Origin of the sequence: Thalassobacter sp. 16PALIMAR09 (assembly GCF_000765485.1) — a bacterium.
In the GTDB taxonomy this organism is placed as follows: Bacteria; Pseudomonadota; Alphaproteobacteria; order Rhodobacterales; family Rhodobacteraceae; genus Thalassobacter; species Thalassobacter stenotrophicus.
This window is the reverse complement of the sequence record NZ_JHAK01000005.1, coordinates 19007-36347: the sequence shown is the minus strand read 5'-3', so window position 1 is coordinate 36347 and position 17341 is coordinate 19007. Positions and strand designations below refer to the sequence as shown.

The following is a 17341-nucleotide window of genomic DNA, read 5'->3' as shown; positions in this document are numbered from 1 at the left end:
GGAGACTTTTACATGCTGTTCGCGATTGCGTCAGCCAACATCTGAACGGCATCCGCCGAGGACATGTCAGAGTTGAAGTGTGCCGTCACAGTATCGGTGATTGCACCCGCCTGCGCGCCGCGAAGCGCCATGCCGTGGGCGTAAGATGGCAGGAGCGACCCACCTTCGTTGCTTGCGGCCATGTCGTCAGCCGACAGAACGGCACAGCTGTCGAAGTTGTCCAGTGCTACGTCTGTACGCACAGGGATCGAACCTTTGTTCAGGTTGAACACTTCTTGGAAGCTTTCCCCAACGACCAGTTCGGCCAACAGGGCCTGACCGGCTTGCTTGTCGTCACCATCGACGGCGAACATTGCAAAGCTGTCCACGTTGTAGAGGAAGCCTTCGCCCGGTGTCGACAGGCACAGGAAGTCTTCGCCCGGCACTTTGCCAGCGGCCATGAATTCGCCCTTGGCCCAGTCGCCCATGATCTGGAACGCGGCTTCGCCGTTCATGACCATTGCTGTTGCGAGGTTCCAGTCACGACCGGAGAAGTTTTCATCAACGTAGCCGCGCATGGTGCGCATTTGGTCAAAGACCGCGACCATGTCGTCAGACTTGAGTGTGTCCATGTCCAGCTCAACGAATGCTTTGCGGAAACCGTCAGAGCCGAGGATGCCCAAAGCAACGGCCTCGAACACTGTCGCGTCCTGCCATGCCTGACCACCGTGTGCGAGTGGGATGACACCAGCCGCTTGCAGCTTGGTCGCAGCCGCGTTGAACTCATCCCATGTGGTGGGCATATCGATGCCATTGGCCGACAGCACTTCGGCGTTCGCCCAAATCCAGTCAACGCGGTGCACATTTACAGGTGCTGCACACCAAGTGCCCTCACACTGCATGTGGCCCGCGATAGCCTCAGGCAGGATTTTGGACCAGTTGTTGGCCTCAGCAACCGCTGAGATGTCGGCCAAAACGCCCTCTTCGTACCATTCTTGAATGGCTGGGCCTTTGATCTGCGCCGCTGTCGGTGCGTTGCCCGCAAGTACGCGTGCGCGCAGGGCTGTGCCGGCCGCATCGCCGCCACCGCCAGCAACGGGCATGTCCGTCCATGTGCCGCCGTTTGCGGCGAACTCTTCTTGCAGGACTGCGACAGATTTCGCTTCGCCGCCAGATGTCCAGTAATGCAGGACTTCAGCTTCAGGCGACGCATGACCGTCCGCGAATGCAGCCGTGGATGCAACGATCGCCATACCAGACACTGCGCCTAGGAATTTCATAGTCATTTCGTGATTTCCTCCCAGAAATTTTGTGCCCCGCTGTGAGGCAGGTGAGCAAAGTATTGGAGAGCCTCTCAGAGCATTGCAATCAGCGCAGAGCAGGTATTCAGAGCGGTTTCGGCATTAATCGCGGATTTTGTTACACGTTGTTACGTAGTGCTCGATTTTGTTGCACAGTGTTACATATGGGGCGTTAACTGCTCCACCAGCCTATAAGTTAAGCATCCTAGAAAGGCATATCATGGGTATCCCGCGGCTCCTCGTCGTTGATGATGATTCTGACATGCGCCAGATGATGACGCAGTTTTTACGTCAGAACGGCATGATTGCATTGCCAGCTTCATGCGAGCGTGAGGTACAGTCGCATCTAAATGAAGGGCGTGTGGATCTCATCTTGTTGGACGTGATGCTGGGGGATGAAAACGGCCTCGAAATCTGCGGTCGCTTACGTGACGAACAAGATGTGCCCGTGATTATGGTGTCCGCCCTTTCGGCCGATCATCAGCGTATGAAAGGTTATGCCGTGGGCGCGGATGACTACATCGCGAAACCCTTCAACCCCGACTTACTGCTGGCCCGGGTCAAGGCCGTCTTGTCGCGGGCACGGCGCTCATCATCCCTCGTGCACCGACGCAATACCAAAACATTTACATTTGCGGGCTGGACCTATCACGCCAAAACCGAAGAGGTTTTATCGCCCGAAAATGTCCAAGTGGCCCTGTCACGCCGTGAAACCGCACTTTTGCAAACGCTGTTGGCCAACCCACATATTCCGCTGACCCGTGCCGAAATTGCCACCGCGCTGGATGTCACGGGCACGTCCTCACAATCTCCCGAAGCGATGGGGCGCGCCATCGACGTTTTGGTTGGCCGCTTGCGTGGTAAGATCGAAGCAAACCCCAAGGCCCCCCTCATCCTCAAGACAGAGCGCGGTGTTGGCTACGTCTTTTCCGTTGATGTCGTGGACCAAGACGATTGATCGGTACCCTGTCGAGCCTGCGCACGATCGGTCTGATCCTTGTGAGTGCTGCCTTTCTGGCGGGCGGGATCTCTGTTTGGCTTTGGACCCAGTCGACCGCCAATTGGCGTGACCATCAAAGTGCAGCATATATCGCGGGTGTTACGCTTTATGACGCCCTGCAAAACGGGACGGCTCCGCCAGCGGGGGTGACACTTCGGGCGCTCTCCAGCGAGGATCAAGCTTTTGCGGCGACAGGGCAATTCCGCCAAATAACCGGCACCACATCCGCGTCACGCCTCACGATTATTCCCATTTCTGCCGACATCACCCCGCAGCGTGTCGGGGCACCTTTGACGCTTGCGATTTTATCCCCTGATATCACCTACAACATTGCCGATCTGCCCAACCGCGACGGCCAAACAGCGGCCGAAACAACCGGCGCTGTGACGCGCAAATTCGCGTCCTTTTGCAGCGACCCGGTGGTCATTGCAAAACTGGGTGACGCACCTTGGCTAAGTATCGACGGCGCACAGGTGTGGGGGTGTGAGGCGAACCCGGCTGACTGGCGGCTCTTGGCGGCGTTGCTAGCGGTTTTGTCGATGGTGACGATGATTACTCTGACGCTTAACCTATCGTCAGATTTTACAGCGTTCGCAGATCAATTGCGCAACCGCCGCCGCCTTGGCGGCCCCACGAAATACGATGCAACAGGCCCCCAAGAGCTGCGCGAGATTGTCAGGGCCGTAAACAGCTATCTTGAGGTTGAGCGTGACCAACTGGCCAGCCGCGCGGCGGTCTTGTCGGGCGTCAGCCACGACCTTGGCACCCCCGCGACACGCCTACGTTTGCGTGCCGCCCTGATCCCAGACCAAGACCTGCGCCAAAAATTCGAAAACGACATCGACAGCATGACAAACATCATCGAAAGCGTGCTGACCTACACCAACGCGGAAATGAACGCAGAAGCCCCCCGCAAGCTTTCACTGACCTCGCTCGTGGATGCGATTGTGGCAGATTACCAAGACGTCGGGCGGCCCGTAATGTTGCAACAAGCCAAAGAGGTGATCGTACAGGGCGGACGGTCGATCTTTATGTCGCGTCAGGGCCAAGGCGTTGTGCCGTCTGAAACCGATATCATCGTCTTTGCGCGCCCCGTGTCGCTGCAACGCGCAATCACCAACCTGATCGAGAACGCCCTAAAATACGGCCGCCGGGCGCATGTGTCGATCACGGCCACCGCCCTGACAGCCACCGTGGTGATTGAGGACGAAGGCACCCAAACATCCGCGCAAGACATCGAAGCCCTGATGGCCCCATTCCAGAGGGGCCAAGACACCGCCACCATCGATGGACACGGCTTGGGCCTGACAATCGTTGCAACGATTGCCAAGCTGCACGGTGGTTCACTCGTGTTTGAAGACGTTTCTCGCGGCGTAGCTGCAAAGCTAGAAATTCAGCGCAACTGATACCGTCGTGATGCGGGCCCAACTTGTGCGGGCCTCATCGCATCCGATCTTCACAAACGTCAGCGCGCAATCACTTGCGCTTTGGCGCTCCTTTTCCACCCTTGGCAGCTTTTGCCTCAGCGGTGCGGACACGGTTCTTTTTGCTGTTGGATTTGCCTTTGGGCGGTGGCGGACCTTTGGGGCCATCACCGCGCGGCTTGTAGCCGCCAGCACCGTCGCCTTCACCGCTGGACTTTGGCTTTCCCTTATAGCCTCCCGCAGTAGCACCCGGCTTGTCGGCACGTGCTTTCCAAGGGGCATCAGACGGCTCACCTTTGGGCTTTGCTCCATAAGGCTTGGCAGGCTTGCGATCCTCAGGCTTTGGCTTGCGCTTGCGTGGCTCGGGCGCGTCGTTCCAATCAACAGGGCGGGTGTCGCCTTTGCGGTGCGCGGGCTTTGATTTCGGCGCGCGGTCGGGACGTCCGCCCTTGAAATCCGGCACATTGGGCGGCTGATCCAAGCGTGTGATCACCTTGGTGCCCTCAACCTTCATGCTCGGCCCGATAGAGGCCAAGAAGCCATCAACACTGGCCTGACGGATTTCAACATAGGACTCATTGTCCGCGATGCGGATTGCACCAATGTCGTCTTTGCTGACGCCGCCCGCCTTGCAGATCATCGGCAAAAGATGACGCGGCGATGCATTGTCGTTGCGCCCCTCCGACACCGAGAACCAGACACTCGGCCCGAACGGTGCGCGCGGTTTACGCTCTTCGTGTTGGACCGCCCCAATGTCTTCGGGTGCGGAATGGCGCGTCTGGTACTGGCGCATGTAGGCCGCCGCAATCTGCTCTGCCGAGAACTGCGCAACCAATTTGTCCACGGACGGACGCTCACCTTCGGTGATCTCTTGCTGCCAATCGTCCGCTGCCAACATGCGCACTTCGTCACGCTCGTACACTTCTGCGGCCGAGGGTGCAGACCCCCAGTTCGCATTCAGCTTGGCCATCTTCAAAAGCCGCTCGGACTTTTTGCGGGTCGAGGGTACGACAACCAGTGCGCTGACGCCTTTGCGCCCTGCCCGACCCGTCCGGCCGGATCGGTGCAGCAACGTTTCGTGGTTATTGGGCAGTTCCGCATGAACGACCAAATCCAGCTTGGGCAAGTCGATCCCGCGCGCCGCTACATCCGTGGCCACACACACCCGCGCACGTCCGTCGCGCATGGATTGCAGGGCGTTAGACCGCTCGCTTTGTGTCAGCTCACCCGACAGGGCCACCACGGCAAAGCCACGGTTGGACAAGCGGGCCGTTAGGCGTGACACCATCGCGCGCGTGTTACAGAACACAATCGCGTTGGGAGCCTCATAGTACCGCAGAACGTTGATCACCGCGTTCTCAGCATCACGCGGGGATACGGACATCGCGCGGTATTCGATATCGGTGTGCTGCTTTTGCTCACCCACAGTAGAAATCCGCTGCGCATCATTCTGGTAGGTCGATGCCAAACCAAGGATCGACTTAGGCACGGTCGCTGAGAACAGGAGCGTCTGACGCTCCGATGGGGTTTGTTCTAGGATGAACTCAAGGTCCTCGCGGAAACCGAGATCCAGCATTTCGTCCGCTTCGTCCAAGACCACAGACCGCACAGTCGTCAGGTCAATGGAGCCGCGCATAATGTGGTCGCGTAGACGTCCGGGGGTGGCCACAACGATATGTGCACCACGCGCCAAAGCGCGCCGCTCGTCGCGCATGTCCATGCCGCCCACACAGGACGCAAGCGATGCGCCAGCATCGGCATAAAGCCATCCCAACTCCCGCTTAACCTGCATTGCCAATTCGCGCGTCGGTGCAATCACAAGCGCGAGCGGCGTTTCCGCCTGCCCGAATGTGTCATCCTCGCCCAGCAGTGTTGGCGCGATCGCCAAGCCAAACCCGATGGTTTTGCCCGAACCCGTTTGGGCCGAAACCAATAGATCCCGACCTTGCATATCCGGCTGGGTGACCGCCTCTTGGACAGGGGTCAAGGTATCGTAGCCCTTGCGGGCCAGCACGTCTGCGATCGTTTTTTTCAAGTCGGAAGCTCTTTATATAGGGCAAGTGGTATGCGCCGCTGTGTTCACAGGCGTTGCGTCATCCATGGGTGAAGGCCCGGCTCTACCGAATAGGGCGTCTTTTGTATAGGGCTGGTCTTGGGTCCAAATGCCGCGCGACTGGGTTATTTTGGCGATTTCGAACTGCGGGGTGGGCAATTAGCCCCCAAATAGCGCTAAATTTCGAGCCAAGCTGCCGTTACGACACACAAGGCCGCGCCCCCTCAATCGACCGACTAGGGCAAAAAGAAGGGTGCGACCCAATTCCCGGCACGCAATTTGCTGTGCCAACGCACCCATTCGCGCACAACGCCCACGAGACACCGACACCAGATGCCACATTCCCTTCAGAAAAAACCAAATTGGCGACCCGGCGTTTCGCTGCGTCCGGATGTATCTGGTGGCCGTATCTGGGTTCAGAACATCAAGATCGACAACAAACCGCGCATCGTAGAATTGGGCCGATTTCCCGAGATCGGATTGCCCGAGGCACGCGCCCGCGCCGAACAAAATAGTCAAAAAGTTGCCTCTGGCGTCAATATTTTATCCACCCTGCGCCGCAGTCATGAGCAATATTTGAAACAACAGATCGCTGAATTGAATTCGCGCCTCAAAAGTGACGACCCGGCGCCAGACACTGACACCGCGATTGGTGTCAGTACACCCGAGGAAGAGCCCCCCGCCACCGCACAAACATCGCGCCCTGCCCTCGTGCGGCGCGCACCCAAGACCGACAGCCCCCCGCCCGCAGTGGCAGCGACCTCAGCCGTGCAAGACACGCCAGTACCACCCCTACCGCGCGACAAAGTCAAAGCGCCAACGCTCCCGCACGAAAATATCCGCGGTCGAGACTATTTTAGCTAAAAGGAAGATAAATAATGTCCCTCACCGCGACACATGACGCCCTGCGTGCGCTCAAACTCGACGGCATGGCCGAGATGTTCAGCGAATTGGCCGAGAACGAAGCCAATCGTCAGGCTGATCCGGTAGAGTGGATCCGCCTAATGGCCGAGCAAGAGCAGCAGAACCGCGGCGAGCGGCGTTTGCAGTCACGCCTTCGGGCCGCAAAACTGCGCGATGACACTGCGCGGGTCGATCTGATCGACTATGCGACCAAGCGAAACTTGGATCAGGCGCAACTCAACTCCCTCGCGCAGGGACAATGGATCGCAGAGCATCGCACCGTTCTAATCACAGGGCCTTGCGGCGTGGGCAAATCCTACATCGCCTGCGCCTTGGGCCACGAAGCCTGCCGGCAGGACAAAGCAGTTCTCTATTTCCGCATGCCGCAGTTATTGGCGGAACTCGACAACGCCCATAAGGCCGAGCAGTTTGAACGGATGTTCAACAAAATCGTGCGTGCGGATGTGCTGATCCTTGATGATTGGGGGCCAGACATCATGACACCAGCCCAACGTCGCGACCTGATGGAAATCGTTGACGCCCGATATGAACGCAAGGCCACCGTCGTGACCAGCCAACTGCCCATCGACAAATGGTATGACATGATTGCCGATCCTACGCTTGCTGATGCGATCTTGGATCGCTTGGTGCACCGCGCGCACCGGATCGCGATGGACGGCCCGTCTATGCGGAAATAGCGCCACGCGCCTCCAAGGCGCCCCAGGCACTCTTTAGATACCGCGCACCCTTTCCTTGGTGGCGCCCTTCGATTTCAACCATTTGTTAACCAAGGATTGGATAGATGAGAGGCGCGCAACGCATTGAAACAGAACGTCTTCCGCTCCCCGCGACGAAACCTGTGTTCACACGGCCACAGTTCACCTGAACTATCTTTTGCAAATTACTGTTCGCAAAGGAAAACCGATACGTTCGCGACAGAAAACAAAAGGTAGCACCACGTCATGGCATATCACACGAAGAACGGAAGTGAGTTCGTCGGTTTGCGCGTAAAGCACGGCGGCCGCATGCAAGTTGTCTATGATGCGATCAAAGGGCAGCGCTTGATCCTCGACATCAAAAGCAAGCATCCCAAAGAGAGTGTGATCCACGAAGCGCTTCGCGAGGGTATCGGTTCGAAAAACGTCCTACATGGTGTGATGAACGCGCTGAACGCTCGCTCCATTGATGTCGATCTCGCAAGCTAAGTCACTTTAGATTCCTCAACGGGCTACAAAAGATCACTCCAACCCGCGAGTGACCCACGGTGAGCTATCCTTCAAAGCAAAATTGCCCTCAAAATACCAACTAAAATCACACGACACGCTCTTCGATAGATATGTTAGCGCCACCATTACAGTCAGCGGCTAATATCATCGGCCCAAAGCTAGCAAAAGAAAGACTGCATTGCGGCTAAGATCACAATTAGTACTTTAGTCGTAAACACCCTAACTATTGCGCCAATACCTCCCCCAAAGCGCAATATCTAACCGTTGTCCGCACAGATTATATTGCATCCCAAGCAAGGCGGTGGCCCATCCTGGATCATCCTTAGGAATTAGGACAACAAATATTTTACAAAGGCGAACGCATCGCGGTCTTCATCGACGGCGCAAACTTCTTCTCAGCGGCTAAAGCCCTGAACTTCGAGATCGATTACCGCCTCCTGCGTGAAGAGTTCATGCGTCGCGGCAAACTGGTTCGGATGTCTTACCACATCGCCCTGCTCGAAAATGATGAGTTCACCACCCTGCGTCCCCTTGTGGACTGGTTGTGCTACAACGGCTACTCCGTCGCCTCCAAAACGGCGCGTGAATACACGGACCCCCAGGGCCGCCGCAAAGTCAAAAGCAACGTTGCGATCGACATCGCAGTCGCGTCGCTTGAGCTTTCGCCCCACGTTGACCACATCGTCCTGTTCTCGGGCGATGGCGACCTGCGCCCACTGGTTGAGGCGATCAAACGCACAGGCGTGCGCGTGTCCATCGTCTCCACCATCCGCAGCCAGCCGTCCATGATCTCTGACGAACTGCGCCGCACCGCGGACAACTTCATCGAGTTGGATCAGCTCAAGGCCGTGATTTCACGCCCAGCGCGTCAGCACACAGCCGCAGAGCATGACGAACCCGAGAACGAGCTCGCCGAAGCCGCTGCGTCATAATCCAATAACAATAATCTAATAAAACTGGGGCCCTCGCATACCGCTGGGGCCCCTTTTTTGTGTCCGCTCATTTTCAGCCGCACCTCACACCCAACAAGCCACAAAAAAGGGCTCGGTGCCGAGACGGCCGAGCCCATTTTTACACTACTATCGGAATGTGCTTAGAAGAACACGCCCCAGATAAACAACGCCCACATCACGATCCCAGCGATCATGGAAAAAGCGAACATACGTGCCACCTTGATATCCTCTTGTGCATCACATTCGAAGTCGTGGCTGGCAAAAGCAGTGTCATACATCTTAGTAACTTTCTCTTAACGTCTGGTAAAAATTGGTTTGGAAATTAGGCTGCAATGTTTTCGCGATAATGAACGACGCTGTCGCACCATTTGCGGTTGTTCTCGATGGACTCAAACAATGCCGTTTCAAGTGAAGCGTGCAGAACAGGGCTGCGCAGCGATACATCACCCAGCAAGCGCCGCGTTGTGTCGAAATCGTTGGTTTCAAAATCACCAGAGACCAAGATGACCGGAACGAACGGAAACTCTGTCCGCAGGCGGGCCAGTGTGTTGAAGATTTTCACAACGCCACCGAGGCCGTCGATATCGACGAACAGAAAATCAAACGTCGCTGCTGCTTTGGGTGTCTGGGCTGAGAACGCATCGAACGTCATCTCGTCTTGCAAAGGGATACCGCTGACGGCGAGCATTTCCTGCATACGGGAATAGAGACGGTTACGTGGACCGATGAAGCCGCACTTGACCTGAATGTCTTTCAAAGCTTTGACCACAATAATCTCCAACGCTTGTTGTTACACTCACATTAGGAATACGTACGATTCGCGTCTCACTAGCTTCTGGTATCAATTTGTATCTTAGGATACTTAACCATGCTTTCGTGCAATCGCTTGGACACTACAAAACCGAAGCGATCTTGGCGTGACGCCTACGCTCCGACGAGGACGGAATGCGGTCCATCTTGCGGTATTTGGCAACCGTGCGCCGCGCAATGCGAAACCCCTCACCCGTCAGTAGCTGGGTAATTCGATCATCACTTAGGGGACGTGTGGGCGTCTCACCGCCCACCATTTCACGGATCTTTTCGCGCACAACGCGGGCTGAGGCTCCTTCGTCCGACTGATCGGTATTGATCGCGGTGCTAAAGAACACCTTGAGCGGAAAACACCCCTGTGGCGTTTGCATCATCATAGAGGATGTTACGCGGCTAATCGTGCTTTCGTGTACACCGACAGCGTCCGCAATCGCCTTCAACTTGAGCGGCCGCATATACTGCATCCCATTCTCAAGAAACGCTTTTTGGTACCGCACGATTTCTGCGGCGACCTTGATGCTCGTCTCATTGCGCTGCGCGATGGCCCGCCCCAACCAGCGCGCCGTGCCCAGCGATGTGCGCACAAATTCGCGGTCGGCATCTTCCATCGTTAGCTTGCGCACACGGCGCCCCAACGTCTCATCTACCTTGATCACGGGCAGTGTCGCGTTGTTCAATTCAGCCACCCAATCGCCACTCGCATCTTGATACGCGCGCAAGTCCGGTGCACGCACGGGCATCACATCCGCCCCGCCCAATCCAAGACCAGGCTTGGGATCCAACCCACGCAGTTGGCGTAACGCCTGACCCAATTCCTCTTGGGTGCAATTCAACTTACGACGTAACGCACCAAGCTCGCCTGCTTGGATCAATGCGAGATTATCGATCAAGGTGTGTAGACGCGCAGCCTCCACCGCAGGACCCCGCACTTGCAGCTTGAGGCACTCTGTCAGGTTACGCGCAAACAACCCCGCGGGCTCTGCCTTTTGCAACTGCATCAAGACCTGCTCCGCGCGTGCCCAATCGACCCCCATATTGTCGGCGATGGCATCCAGCGGCTCCGTGATCCAGCCAGTCGGCTCAAGGTGAGAGGCCAATGCGTAGCCGATGGCCCGCGATGCAGCATCTGGCAATATATCCTCGACTTGACGAAAAATTTGCGCCTGAAACGACTGATCGGACGTGTCGGCAATATGCGCAATCGGATCGTAGTCACCGTGGTCGGCCTGCCCCCCACCCATAGCCAAACGCGGCACCGCTTTGGGCGTCTCGACCTCAACAAACGGATTTTCTTCGGCTACTTTTTCGGCATAGCTCGATAGCTCAAAGTTATTGAGCAGCAGCAATTTGATCGCCTGCTGAAGCTGCGGCGTAAAAACAAGCGATTGGCGCTGCGTAATTTGCGTCTGCATTGATAAATGTAACATCATGAACCCCTAATCGTGGTTAACGTTAGGGTAACAACGCCAAGGCATTGATTGTTTGTATCTTTTGAGAATTATCGCTGTCTTGAGTTAACTGATCTCAATTAACGCACATTACTTGCATGCCAATCCCTAGTGGCAATTTCTGACCAATCGGAATGTGGTGCATTGAAAAAAATCGGTGATCCGACCCCACCTTGTAGACGCTGTATCGCCATACGTTTCTTTATAGGCGCGGTGGTCGGCACTGCGCTTCTAAACCTGCTAAGCCCCCAAACCTTTGAACTGCTAAAAGGGCAATCCACCCTGACGCTGTCGCTTGGCTTTGTCGGCGCCTTGGCCGTCTGTGCGGTTGGCAAGGCGGTTCTTGAACTGCGCGATGCGCGCGACCGTTAACCATCCGCTCTACCGATCTCGCACCAAACGAAACGCAAGCGGTTGCCGCGGCAGTGCCCGCGCGTAGGCGTGCCCAGTGTTAAAGTTTACCACCCAATGGTTCCCCCACAGCAGCCGGTTGCGGTTAGATGTCCAATAGCTGCCGCGATAGGTCCCGGGAAAATGGGTCTCATTGATCATGGGTGGTGCGTCGTTCATTTCCGCAAGCCGCGTTAACTCTTTGCGGGTCGGCAGACGCCAGCCATCGCCCGAACTGCGGGACGCGCGCAAAATTACGTCATCCGCTGCCTCCAACGGTGCCTTCAAAACCGTGCCGCGACACGCACCACCGGACCAGACCTGCCCCACGCTACACCGCATCCACTCCAAACCTTCCAGCAAGTCGATCACAATCGGGCCCTTCGCCATTCGCCCCGAATTGTCCTGCGCGGCCGCCCCCTGCGCGTGAACCGTTATCCCTAGCGCGAGGCACGCTCCCGTGACCCACCGCCCCAGGCCGGTCTTTTGCTTTATCTCCATCAAATAATCTCTCCCGGTCGACATATTCGATTTGGCACTGCGCTTGCATATTCCATGCCGAAACCGTCCATCGCAGGAGAAGCCCCATGGATATCGCATCGATCGTCGGACTAATCGGCGCCTTCGCCATGATCGGCGGTGCTATGATCGTGGGCGGCGGCCTGGCACCTTTCTTTGACGTGCCATCCGTGTTGATCGTGATCGGCGGCACCTTTTTCGCAGCGATGTATACCACGCCCATCGGCACCTTTTTCGGCAGTTTTGGCGCAATGGCCAAGGCGTTCCTCCCCCCGGTCAAGAAACTGGACAAAATGATCGAGCGGATGATTGAACTGGCCGGTATTGCCCGAAAGGACGGGATGATGGCGCTCGAGGGCCAAGAGGTCCCGGACAAATTCTTTGAAAAAGGTATGCAGCTCCTGGTCGACGGCGCGGACGAAAGCAAACTTGTCCAGCAGTTGAACCAAGAAATCAAATCCATGAAAGCGCGCCACGAGTCGAACCAAAACGTGATCAAAGCATGGATCGATCTGGCCCCTGCGATGGGCATGATTGGCACGCTGATTGGTCTGGTGCTGATGCTTGGCAACATGGAAGACCCCAAGGCCATCGGCCCTGCGATGGCTGTGGCACTGTTAACCACGATGTACGGCGCGATTGTGGCCAACGTGATCTTTGCCCCGATACTGACCAAACTCGAAGGCTACACCGCCTATGAGGTGATCTACCGCGAAATGATTGTTCTTGGCCTGCGCAACATCGCACGCGGCGAGTCCCCGCGGAACATCCAAGATCAGATGGTCTCGAACCTGCCGCCCAAAATGCAGTCCAAGATTGAAGCTGCATAAATGATGCACGCGCGACGGGGGATGACCCATGGCTGAAGCCATCGAAGTTGTCGAAGAGGAAGAAGAAGAGGAATGCCCAAAGTGTCCTCCGGTCGGCGCACCTGCGTGGATGGCGACCTTTGCCGACCTTGCGACGCTGTTAATGGCGTTCTTCGTCCTTATTCTTTCCTTCGCAGAGATGAACGTTCCAAAGTTCAAACAAATCTCCGGCTCGCTTAAAGATTCCTTCGGGGTCCAACGGGTCGTGCCGGTGGTGGAACAGCCCAAGGGCACCACAATCCTCGAGATGAATTTCAGCCCCTCGCCCGCCCCATCGGTGACCGAGGAAATGACCCAAGAAACAACCGAAATCCGCGAACCCGAGGTGAAAATTCCCTCCGATGATCGCGACATGGACGGCGAAGAAAACCTGCTTGAAGGTGCCGAGGACAACGAAGGTCTGGGCGGCACAGACGCCGACACCCAATCCGACAAAGACGGTCGCTCCGACGCCGAAGAGCTTTTGGATGCTCTGCAAAAGATTGGTGAGGCGGTGAACATGACCGCCGAAATGGTGGACGACAAGGTTGTCGTCGACCTCAACGCTGAAGACGCCTCTCCACAAGAGATGATCGAGAAGTTCAAGCGCGTCGGTCAAGCGATTGAAATCGCGGGCCTCGCGACAGGTAAATCCGAGCAAGAGGTCCTGTTTGGCGGGCTCGACCAGACCCTAAACGAACTGATCAGCATGGTATCCGAGTTGGAGCGGCAACAAGACGCTACCGGCGGTGCCAGGGATCAAGAACAGTTAGATCAAAACGCGCGCGCCGAACAACTCGCGCGGGAGGCAGAGGCAGAGCTGAACGCCAACCTCGAAAATGAGATCGACCAAGGCATGGTCACCGTCGAGCGACGCGATAGCACCGTCTTTGTCACCCTTGGGGCTGGTGGCGCCTTTCCGTCCGGTTCTGCGGAACTGACTGGTGCGGCCCAATCCATCGTGGCCGAACTGGCCGCTGTGACCAACGATCCCGGCAGCAAAGTCGTCGTGGCGGGCCATACCGACAACGTCCCGATCGCCTTTGGCGCGCTCTACCGTGACAACTGGGACCTTGCCGCCGCCCGGGCTGCCAGCGTCGTCCAAGAAATCGAGGCCCTAGAGGAAGTCCCTGAACGCATCATGTCCGCAACCAGCTACGGCGAAACCCGCCCGATTGCCGACAATGAAACCGCCGAAGGCCGCGAACGCAACCGCCGCATCGAAATTGAGATCGATTTCGAATAGGCGCCGGTCTTCCTGCGTACCCCTCCCGGACGCAGGAAGACCAATTCGGATTGATAAAAATCAAAACCGAACAGCCAAGCTCACCTAGCCATGGAGCAGATGGCCCAATCCGCTCCGACGCCAAAAACCGGATTTCACAACGTCATCTCCTGATTAACCAAGACCCGGTGAGACGACTTGATGAGAAAATCCCCCTTCGGACTGCCCGAACTTCGCAAAGCCCGCCGATCCGGCGCATGGCTATTACTGGCAACATTCGTCTTCAGTGTGTTCGTGAACCTGCTGATGCTGACCGGCCCCCTCTTCATGTTGCAGGTCTATGACCGTGTCCTTGGTTCCCGCTCCGAGGAAACCTTGCTCGCACTTTTCCTATTGGTTGTGATCCTGTTCACCCTGATGGCCTTTTTAGATTTCGCCCGGGGCCGCGTGCTGGCCCGGTTCGGAGCGCGTTTTCAGTCATTGCTCGATGGCCGTGTGTTCAACGCTGTCCTCAAACGCGCGCTCTTCCCCCGCGATCGGTCCGAACCGGCCAGCGGCCTGCGTGATCTCGAAACGTTACGCACATTGTTCACATCAAACGTCATGACCGCACTGTTCGATATCCCGTGGACACCCATGTTCATCGGCGCGATCTTTCTGTTTCACCCGTGGATGGGCTGGCTCGCCGCATTTGGCAGCGCGACCTTGATCCTGATCACCCTCGTGAACAACTGGCTCACCAATGCCAAAACGCTAGAGGCACAAGCCTCGTCCCTTCGCGCCCAAGGCTTGGCCGAACAGGTGCGTCGCTCCGCTGAAGTTGTCCGCGCGCAAGGAATGACCAGCTCGGTCGCGGCGCGCTGGCTCACCCTACGGGACACAGCCTTGGGCCAATCCATTAAATCCAGCGACTGGACCGGGCTATTTTCCTCCTTCAGCAAATCCAGCACACTTTTGCTACAATCCTCCATGCTCGCGCTTGGGGCCTATCTCGTGTTGCAGGGTGAACTGACCGCAGGCGCGATGATCGCCAGCTCCATCCTTCTGGGACGCGCGCTTGCGCCGGTACAACAGGCGCTCGGTCAGTGGGCGATGGTACAAAGGGCGCGCGGCGCATGGACAGCCCTGTCCGAGCTTTTGCGCTCCACACCCGAGGATCCAGATTTCCACCGCCTCCCGACACCCGAGGCAAACATATCCTTCGCGGGCGTGACGGTCATCCCGCAGGGCGCGCGGGCACCGGTTCTGCGCGGCATTTCATTTTACATGGGCGCGGGTGAGGCCCTAGGCGTCATCGGCAAAAGCGCGTCAGGTAAAACAACGTTGGCCAAAACGCTGCTCGGCCTGACAAAAATCGCCGCCGGAGAGGTCCGGTTTGGCGGCGCCACTCTGGATCAATACAGCCCCGACGCATTGGGTGCCTACATCGGCTACCTCCCCCAAGAGGTCGTTTTGTTCACCGGCTCAATCGGTGAAAACATTGCGCGCATGTCGACGGAGCCAGACCAGGAGAAAGTGATTGAGGCCGCGAAACGCGCCAACGTCCATGAGATGATCCTCTCCCTGCCTCAGGGCTACAACACCCTGATACAAGGCGAAGACGGACAGCTTTCCTGCGGACAGAAACAGCGCATCGGCCTTGCACGCGCTCTCTATGGCGATCCGGTGCTGCTTTTGCTGGATGAGCCGAACTCAGCCCTCGACGCGGATGGGTCAGCCGCTCTTAACCGCGCGGTGCGTGACTTTAAGGCTGCGAACCGGGGCGTCATCATCATGACGCATCGCCCCTCTGCCATTTCTGAATGCGACCGACTGTTGATCATTGAAAACGGCAAGATCAAAGCCGAAGGCCCCCGCGATGAAGTTCTGGGCGCGATGGTCAGCAACGTCCATGAAATCCGCAAGCCGATCAAAAAGGTGGAACCCCAATGACAGCGCCTGCCCCCTCTCCCCGCAAATGGAAGGCAACCGGCGCGCTGTTGATCGGCACACTCGCGCTGACCATTTTGGTGGGCGTCATTGGCGTCTGGAGCGTAGAGGCCCGCATCGCAGGCGCCGTTATTGCACCCGGCATGATCCAAGTGGAATCTAACCGCCAAGTGCTGCAACACCCGCAGGGTGGCGTGGTCGGCGCGCTGTTCGTCAAGGACGGCGATCACGTTGATGCTGGCGACATCGTCCTACAGTTTGACGACACCCAGATGCGGTCAGAGCTGGCAATCATCGAAGGGCAATTGTTCGAAATCTTGGCCCGCAAGGCGCGGTTTCAGGCAGAGCGTGATGGGCTATCTGACCTGCCCCTCCCCGCTGATCTGCAAACACTTGCGCGGGACAATCCAGATGTCCAATCCTTGATCGAGGGCCAAAAGCGGTTGTTTGAGGCGCGCGCAACATCTCTGCGCCAGAATGCAGAACAGATCGATGAACAGATCGCCCAGACGGAAAACCAAATCCTAGGCGTCGGCTCTCAACTGACTGCACTGGAAAAACAAAATATCCTGATAGAAGCCGAGCTGGCAGACACCCAAGACTTGTTCGACAAGGGGCTGACCCCAGCATCCCGCCTATCATCCCTCCTGCGCGAACAGGCGCGGCTGGCGGGCGAGATCGGCAAAACCACGGCAAGCATCGCCCAATTGCGCGGTCAAATCGCAGCCCTGAACATCCGGCGCATCACTCTCACGACGCGGCTGCGCGAAGAGGCCATCTCAAGCCTGCGTGATCTGCAATACCATGAGGTCGAACTGGTGCAGCGCCGCCTTAGCCTGCTCGACACGCTCGCCCATCTCGACGTGCGCGCGCCCGTGGCGGGTGTTGTCTACGGCTCACAGGTCTTTGCATTACAATCGGTCGTCTCACCGGCGGAGCCGATCATGTACATCATCCCACAAGATCAGCCCCTTGTGGTATCGGCGCGCGTGGACCCCATCCACATTGATCAGGTCCACGTTGGCCAGCGCGCGACCCTTCGTTTTGCCGCCTTTGATCAACGCATGACGCCCGATGTTTTTGGACACGTCACCAACCTGTCAGCGGATGTCTTCACCGACGATGCCACCGGCCTATCGTATTATCAGATCGAGCTGATCCCCGCAGAGGATCAGATGGGAAAATTGGGCGACCAAGTCCTGTTGCCGGGCATGCCGGTAGAAGCCTTCATCAAAACCGGCGAAAGGTCACCGCTCGCTTACCTTGCGAAGCCGCTGACGGACTATTTCGCAAAAGCCTTCCGCGAGACGTAATCGAAACGTCGCTGTGACCA

General features: G+C 57.2%; 17 protein-coding genes. 11 read left to right on the top strand and 6 right to left on the bottom strand.

The genetic code is table 11. From position 1 onward, the window contains the following. Nucleotides 1-8: 8 nt before the first annotated feature. The gene (locus tag PM04_RS11255) at nt 9-1259 is read right to left on the bottom strand and encodes an ABC transporter substrate-binding protein (protein WP_116904551.1); all 1251 of its coding nucleotides are present in this window, start codon (nt 1257-1259) and stop codon (nt 9-11) included. Between the two features lie 241 nt (nt 1260-1500). Here PM04_RS11255 and PM04_RS11250 point away from each other — a divergent pair, with 241 nt between their 5' ends. Continuing rightward, a complete protein-coding gene (locus tag PM04_RS11250; protein WP_038006788.1) occupies nt 1501-2238 on the top strand; it encodes a response regulator transcription factor in 738 nt (245 codons plus the stop codon). Next, on the top strand, nt 2235-3686 hold the full coding sequence (locus PM04_RS11245) for an ATP-binding protein (RefSeq protein ID WP_234702866.1): 1452 nt from the start codon (nt 2235-2237) through the stop codon (nt 3684-3686). Before PM04_RS11250 ends, PM04_RS11245 begins: the two co-directional genes overlap by 4 nt. Nucleotides 3687-3756: 70 nt before the next feature. On the opposite strand, the gene PM04_RS11240 is transcribed toward PM04_RS11245, so the two are convergent. Then, complete coding sequence (locus PM04_RS11240; RefSeq protein WP_038006786.1) at nt 3757-5739, bottom strand: DEAD/DEAH box helicase; 1983 nt, start codon at nt 5737-5739, stop codon at nt 3757-3759. Nucleotides 5740-6090: 351 nt separating this feature from the next. Between PM04_RS11240 and PM04_RS11235 the strand changes: the two genes are divergently transcribed. The 4 genes from PM04_RS11235 (at nt 6091) to PM04_RS11220 (ending at nt 8818) form a co-directional block, all read left to right on the top strand. Next, nucleotides 6091-6621 (top strand): Arm DNA-binding domain-containing protein, encoded by a 531-nt coding sequence (locus PM04_RS11235; protein WP_038006784.1) that lies wholly within the window; start codon nt 6091-6093, stop codon nt 6619-6621. A gap of 14 nt (nt 6622-6635) precedes the next feature. Further along, entirely contained in the window at nt 6636-7358 is a 723-nt protein-coding gene (istB, locus tag PM04_RS11230; protein WP_038006780.1) for an IS21-like element helper ATPase IstB, read from the top strand. 264 nt (nt 7359-7622) lie between these two features. Next, a complete protein-coding gene (locus tag PM04_RS11225) occupies nt 7623-7865 on the top strand; it encodes a hypothetical protein (protein WP_038006777.1) in 243 nt (80 codons plus the stop codon). A 362-nt stretch (nt 7866-8227) separates the two neighbouring features. Further along, complete coding sequence (locus tag PM04_RS11220; RefSeq protein WP_038006774.1) at nt 8228-8818, top strand: NYN domain-containing protein; 591 nt, start codon at nt 8228-8230, stop codon at nt 8816-8818. Nucleotides 8819-8979: 161 nt separating this feature from the next. Here the strand turns inward: PM04_RS11220 and PM04_RS17995 are convergent, their stop codons facing one another. The 3 genes from PM04_RS17995 to rpoN form a co-directional block, all read right to left on the bottom strand. Continuing rightward, on the bottom strand, nt 8980-9117 hold the full coding sequence (locus tag PM04_RS17995; RefSeq protein ID WP_161785703.1) for a hypothetical protein: 138 nt from the start codon (nt 9115-9117) through the stop codon (nt 8980-8982). A 44-nt stretch (nt 9118-9161) separates the two neighbouring features. Beyond that, complete coding sequence (locus PM04_RS11215; protein WP_038006772.1) at nt 9162-9608, bottom strand: hypothetical protein; 447 nt, start codon at nt 9606-9608, stop codon at nt 9162-9164. Nucleotides 9609-9732: 124 nt separating this feature from the next. Next, entirely contained in the window at nt 9733-11076 is a 1344-nt protein-coding gene (gene rpoN, locus PM04_RS11210; protein ID WP_052077302.1) for an RNA polymerase factor sigma-54, read from the bottom strand. A 165-nt stretch (nt 11077-11241) separates the two neighbouring features. Between rpoN and PM04_RS17890 the strand changes: the two genes are divergently transcribed. Further along, on the top strand, nt 11242-11469 hold the full coding sequence (locus PM04_RS17890) for a hypothetical protein (RefSeq protein ID WP_152594030.1): 228 nt from the start codon (nt 11242-11244) through the stop codon (nt 11467-11469). 9 nt (nt 11470-11478) lie between these two features. On the opposite strand, the gene PM04_RS11205 is transcribed toward PM04_RS17890, so the two are convergent. Beyond that, nucleotides 11479-11988 (bottom strand): DUF1566 domain-containing protein, encoded by a 510-nt coding sequence (locus PM04_RS11205; RefSeq protein ID WP_052068448.1) that lies wholly within the window; start codon nt 11986-11988, stop codon nt 11479-11481. An 86-nt stretch (nt 11989-12074) separates the two neighbouring features. Here PM04_RS11205 and PM04_RS11200 point away from each other — a divergent pair, with 86 nt between their 5' ends. From PM04_RS11200 to PM04_RS11185, 4 genes are all read left to right on the top strand, one after another. After that, nucleotides 12075-12836 (top strand): motility protein A, encoded by a 762-nt coding sequence (locus tag PM04_RS11200; protein ID WP_038006768.1) that lies wholly within the window; start codon nt 12075-12077, stop codon nt 12834-12836. 28 nt (nt 12837-12864) lie between these two features. Beyond that, the gene (locus PM04_RS11195; RefSeq protein WP_038006766.1) at nt 12865-14100 is read left to right on the top strand and encodes an OmpA family protein; all 1236 of its coding nucleotides are present in this window, start codon (nt 12865-12867) and stop codon (nt 14098-14100) included. Between the two features lie 180 nt (nt 14101-14280). After that, the gene (locus PM04_RS11190; RefSeq protein ID WP_038006764.1) at nt 14281-16011 is read left to right on the top strand and encodes a type I secretion system permease/ATPase; all 1731 of its coding nucleotides are present in this window, start codon (nt 14281-14283) and stop codon (nt 16009-16011) included. Then, entirely contained in the window at nt 16008-17321 is a 1314-nt protein-coding gene (locus PM04_RS11185; RefSeq protein WP_038006762.1) for an HlyD family type I secretion periplasmic adaptor subunit, read from the top strand. Before PM04_RS11190 ends, PM04_RS11185 begins: the two co-directional genes overlap by 4 nt. The last annotated feature ends 20 nt before the right edge of the window (nt 17322-17341 follow it).

What these genes read in the sequence shown, in the direction of transcription:
- PM04_RS11255 (WP_116904551.1), bottom strand. Translation starts at nt 1,259, where the DNA reads ATGAAATTCCTAGGCGCAGTGTCTGGTATGGCGATCGTTGCATCCACG.
- PM04_RS11250 (WP_038006788.1), top strand. Translation starts at nt 1,501, where the DNA reads ATGGGTATCCCGCGGCTCCTCGTCGTTGATGATGATTCTGACATGCGC.
- PM04_RS11235 (WP_038006784.1), top strand. Translation starts at nt 6,091, where the DNA reads ATGCCACATTCCCTTCAGAAAAAACCAAATTGGCGACCCGGCGTTTCG.
- istB (WP_038006780.1), top strand. Translation starts at nt 6,636, where the DNA reads ATGTCCCTCACCGCGACACATGACGCCCTGCGTGCGCTCAAACTCGAC.
- PM04_RS11225 (WP_038006777.1), top strand. Translation starts at nt 7,623, where the DNA reads ATGGCATATCACACGAAGAACGGAAGTGAGTTCGTCGGTTTGCGCGTA.
- PM04_RS17995 (WP_161785703.1), bottom strand. Translation starts at nt 9,117, where the DNA reads ATGTATGACACTGCTTTTGCCAGCCACGACTTCGAATGTGATGCACAA.
- rpoN (WP_052077302.1), bottom strand. Translation starts at nt 11,076, where the DNA reads ATGTTACATTTATCAATGCAGACGCAAATTACGCAGCGCCAATCGCTT.
- PM04_RS11205 (WP_052068448.1), bottom strand. Translation starts at nt 11,988, where the DNA reads ATGGAGATAAAGCAAAAGACCGGCCTGGGGCGGTGGGTCACGGGAGCG.
- PM04_RS11200 (WP_038006768.1), top strand. Translation starts at nt 12,075, where the DNA reads ATGGATATCGCATCGATCGTCGGACTAATCGGCGCCTTCGCCATGATC.
- PM04_RS11195 (WP_038006766.1), top strand. Translation starts at nt 12,865, where the DNA reads ATGGCTGAAGCCATCGAAGTTGTCGAAGAGGAAGAAGAAGAGGAATGC.
- PM04_RS11190 (WP_038006764.1), top strand. Translation starts at nt 14,281, where the DNA reads ATGAGAAAATCCCCCTTCGGACTGCCCGAACTTCGCAAAGCCCGCCGA.
- PM04_RS11185 (WP_038006762.1), top strand. Translation starts at nt 16,008, where the DNA reads ATGACAGCGCCTGCCCCCTCTCCCCGCAAATGGAAGGCAACCGGCGCG.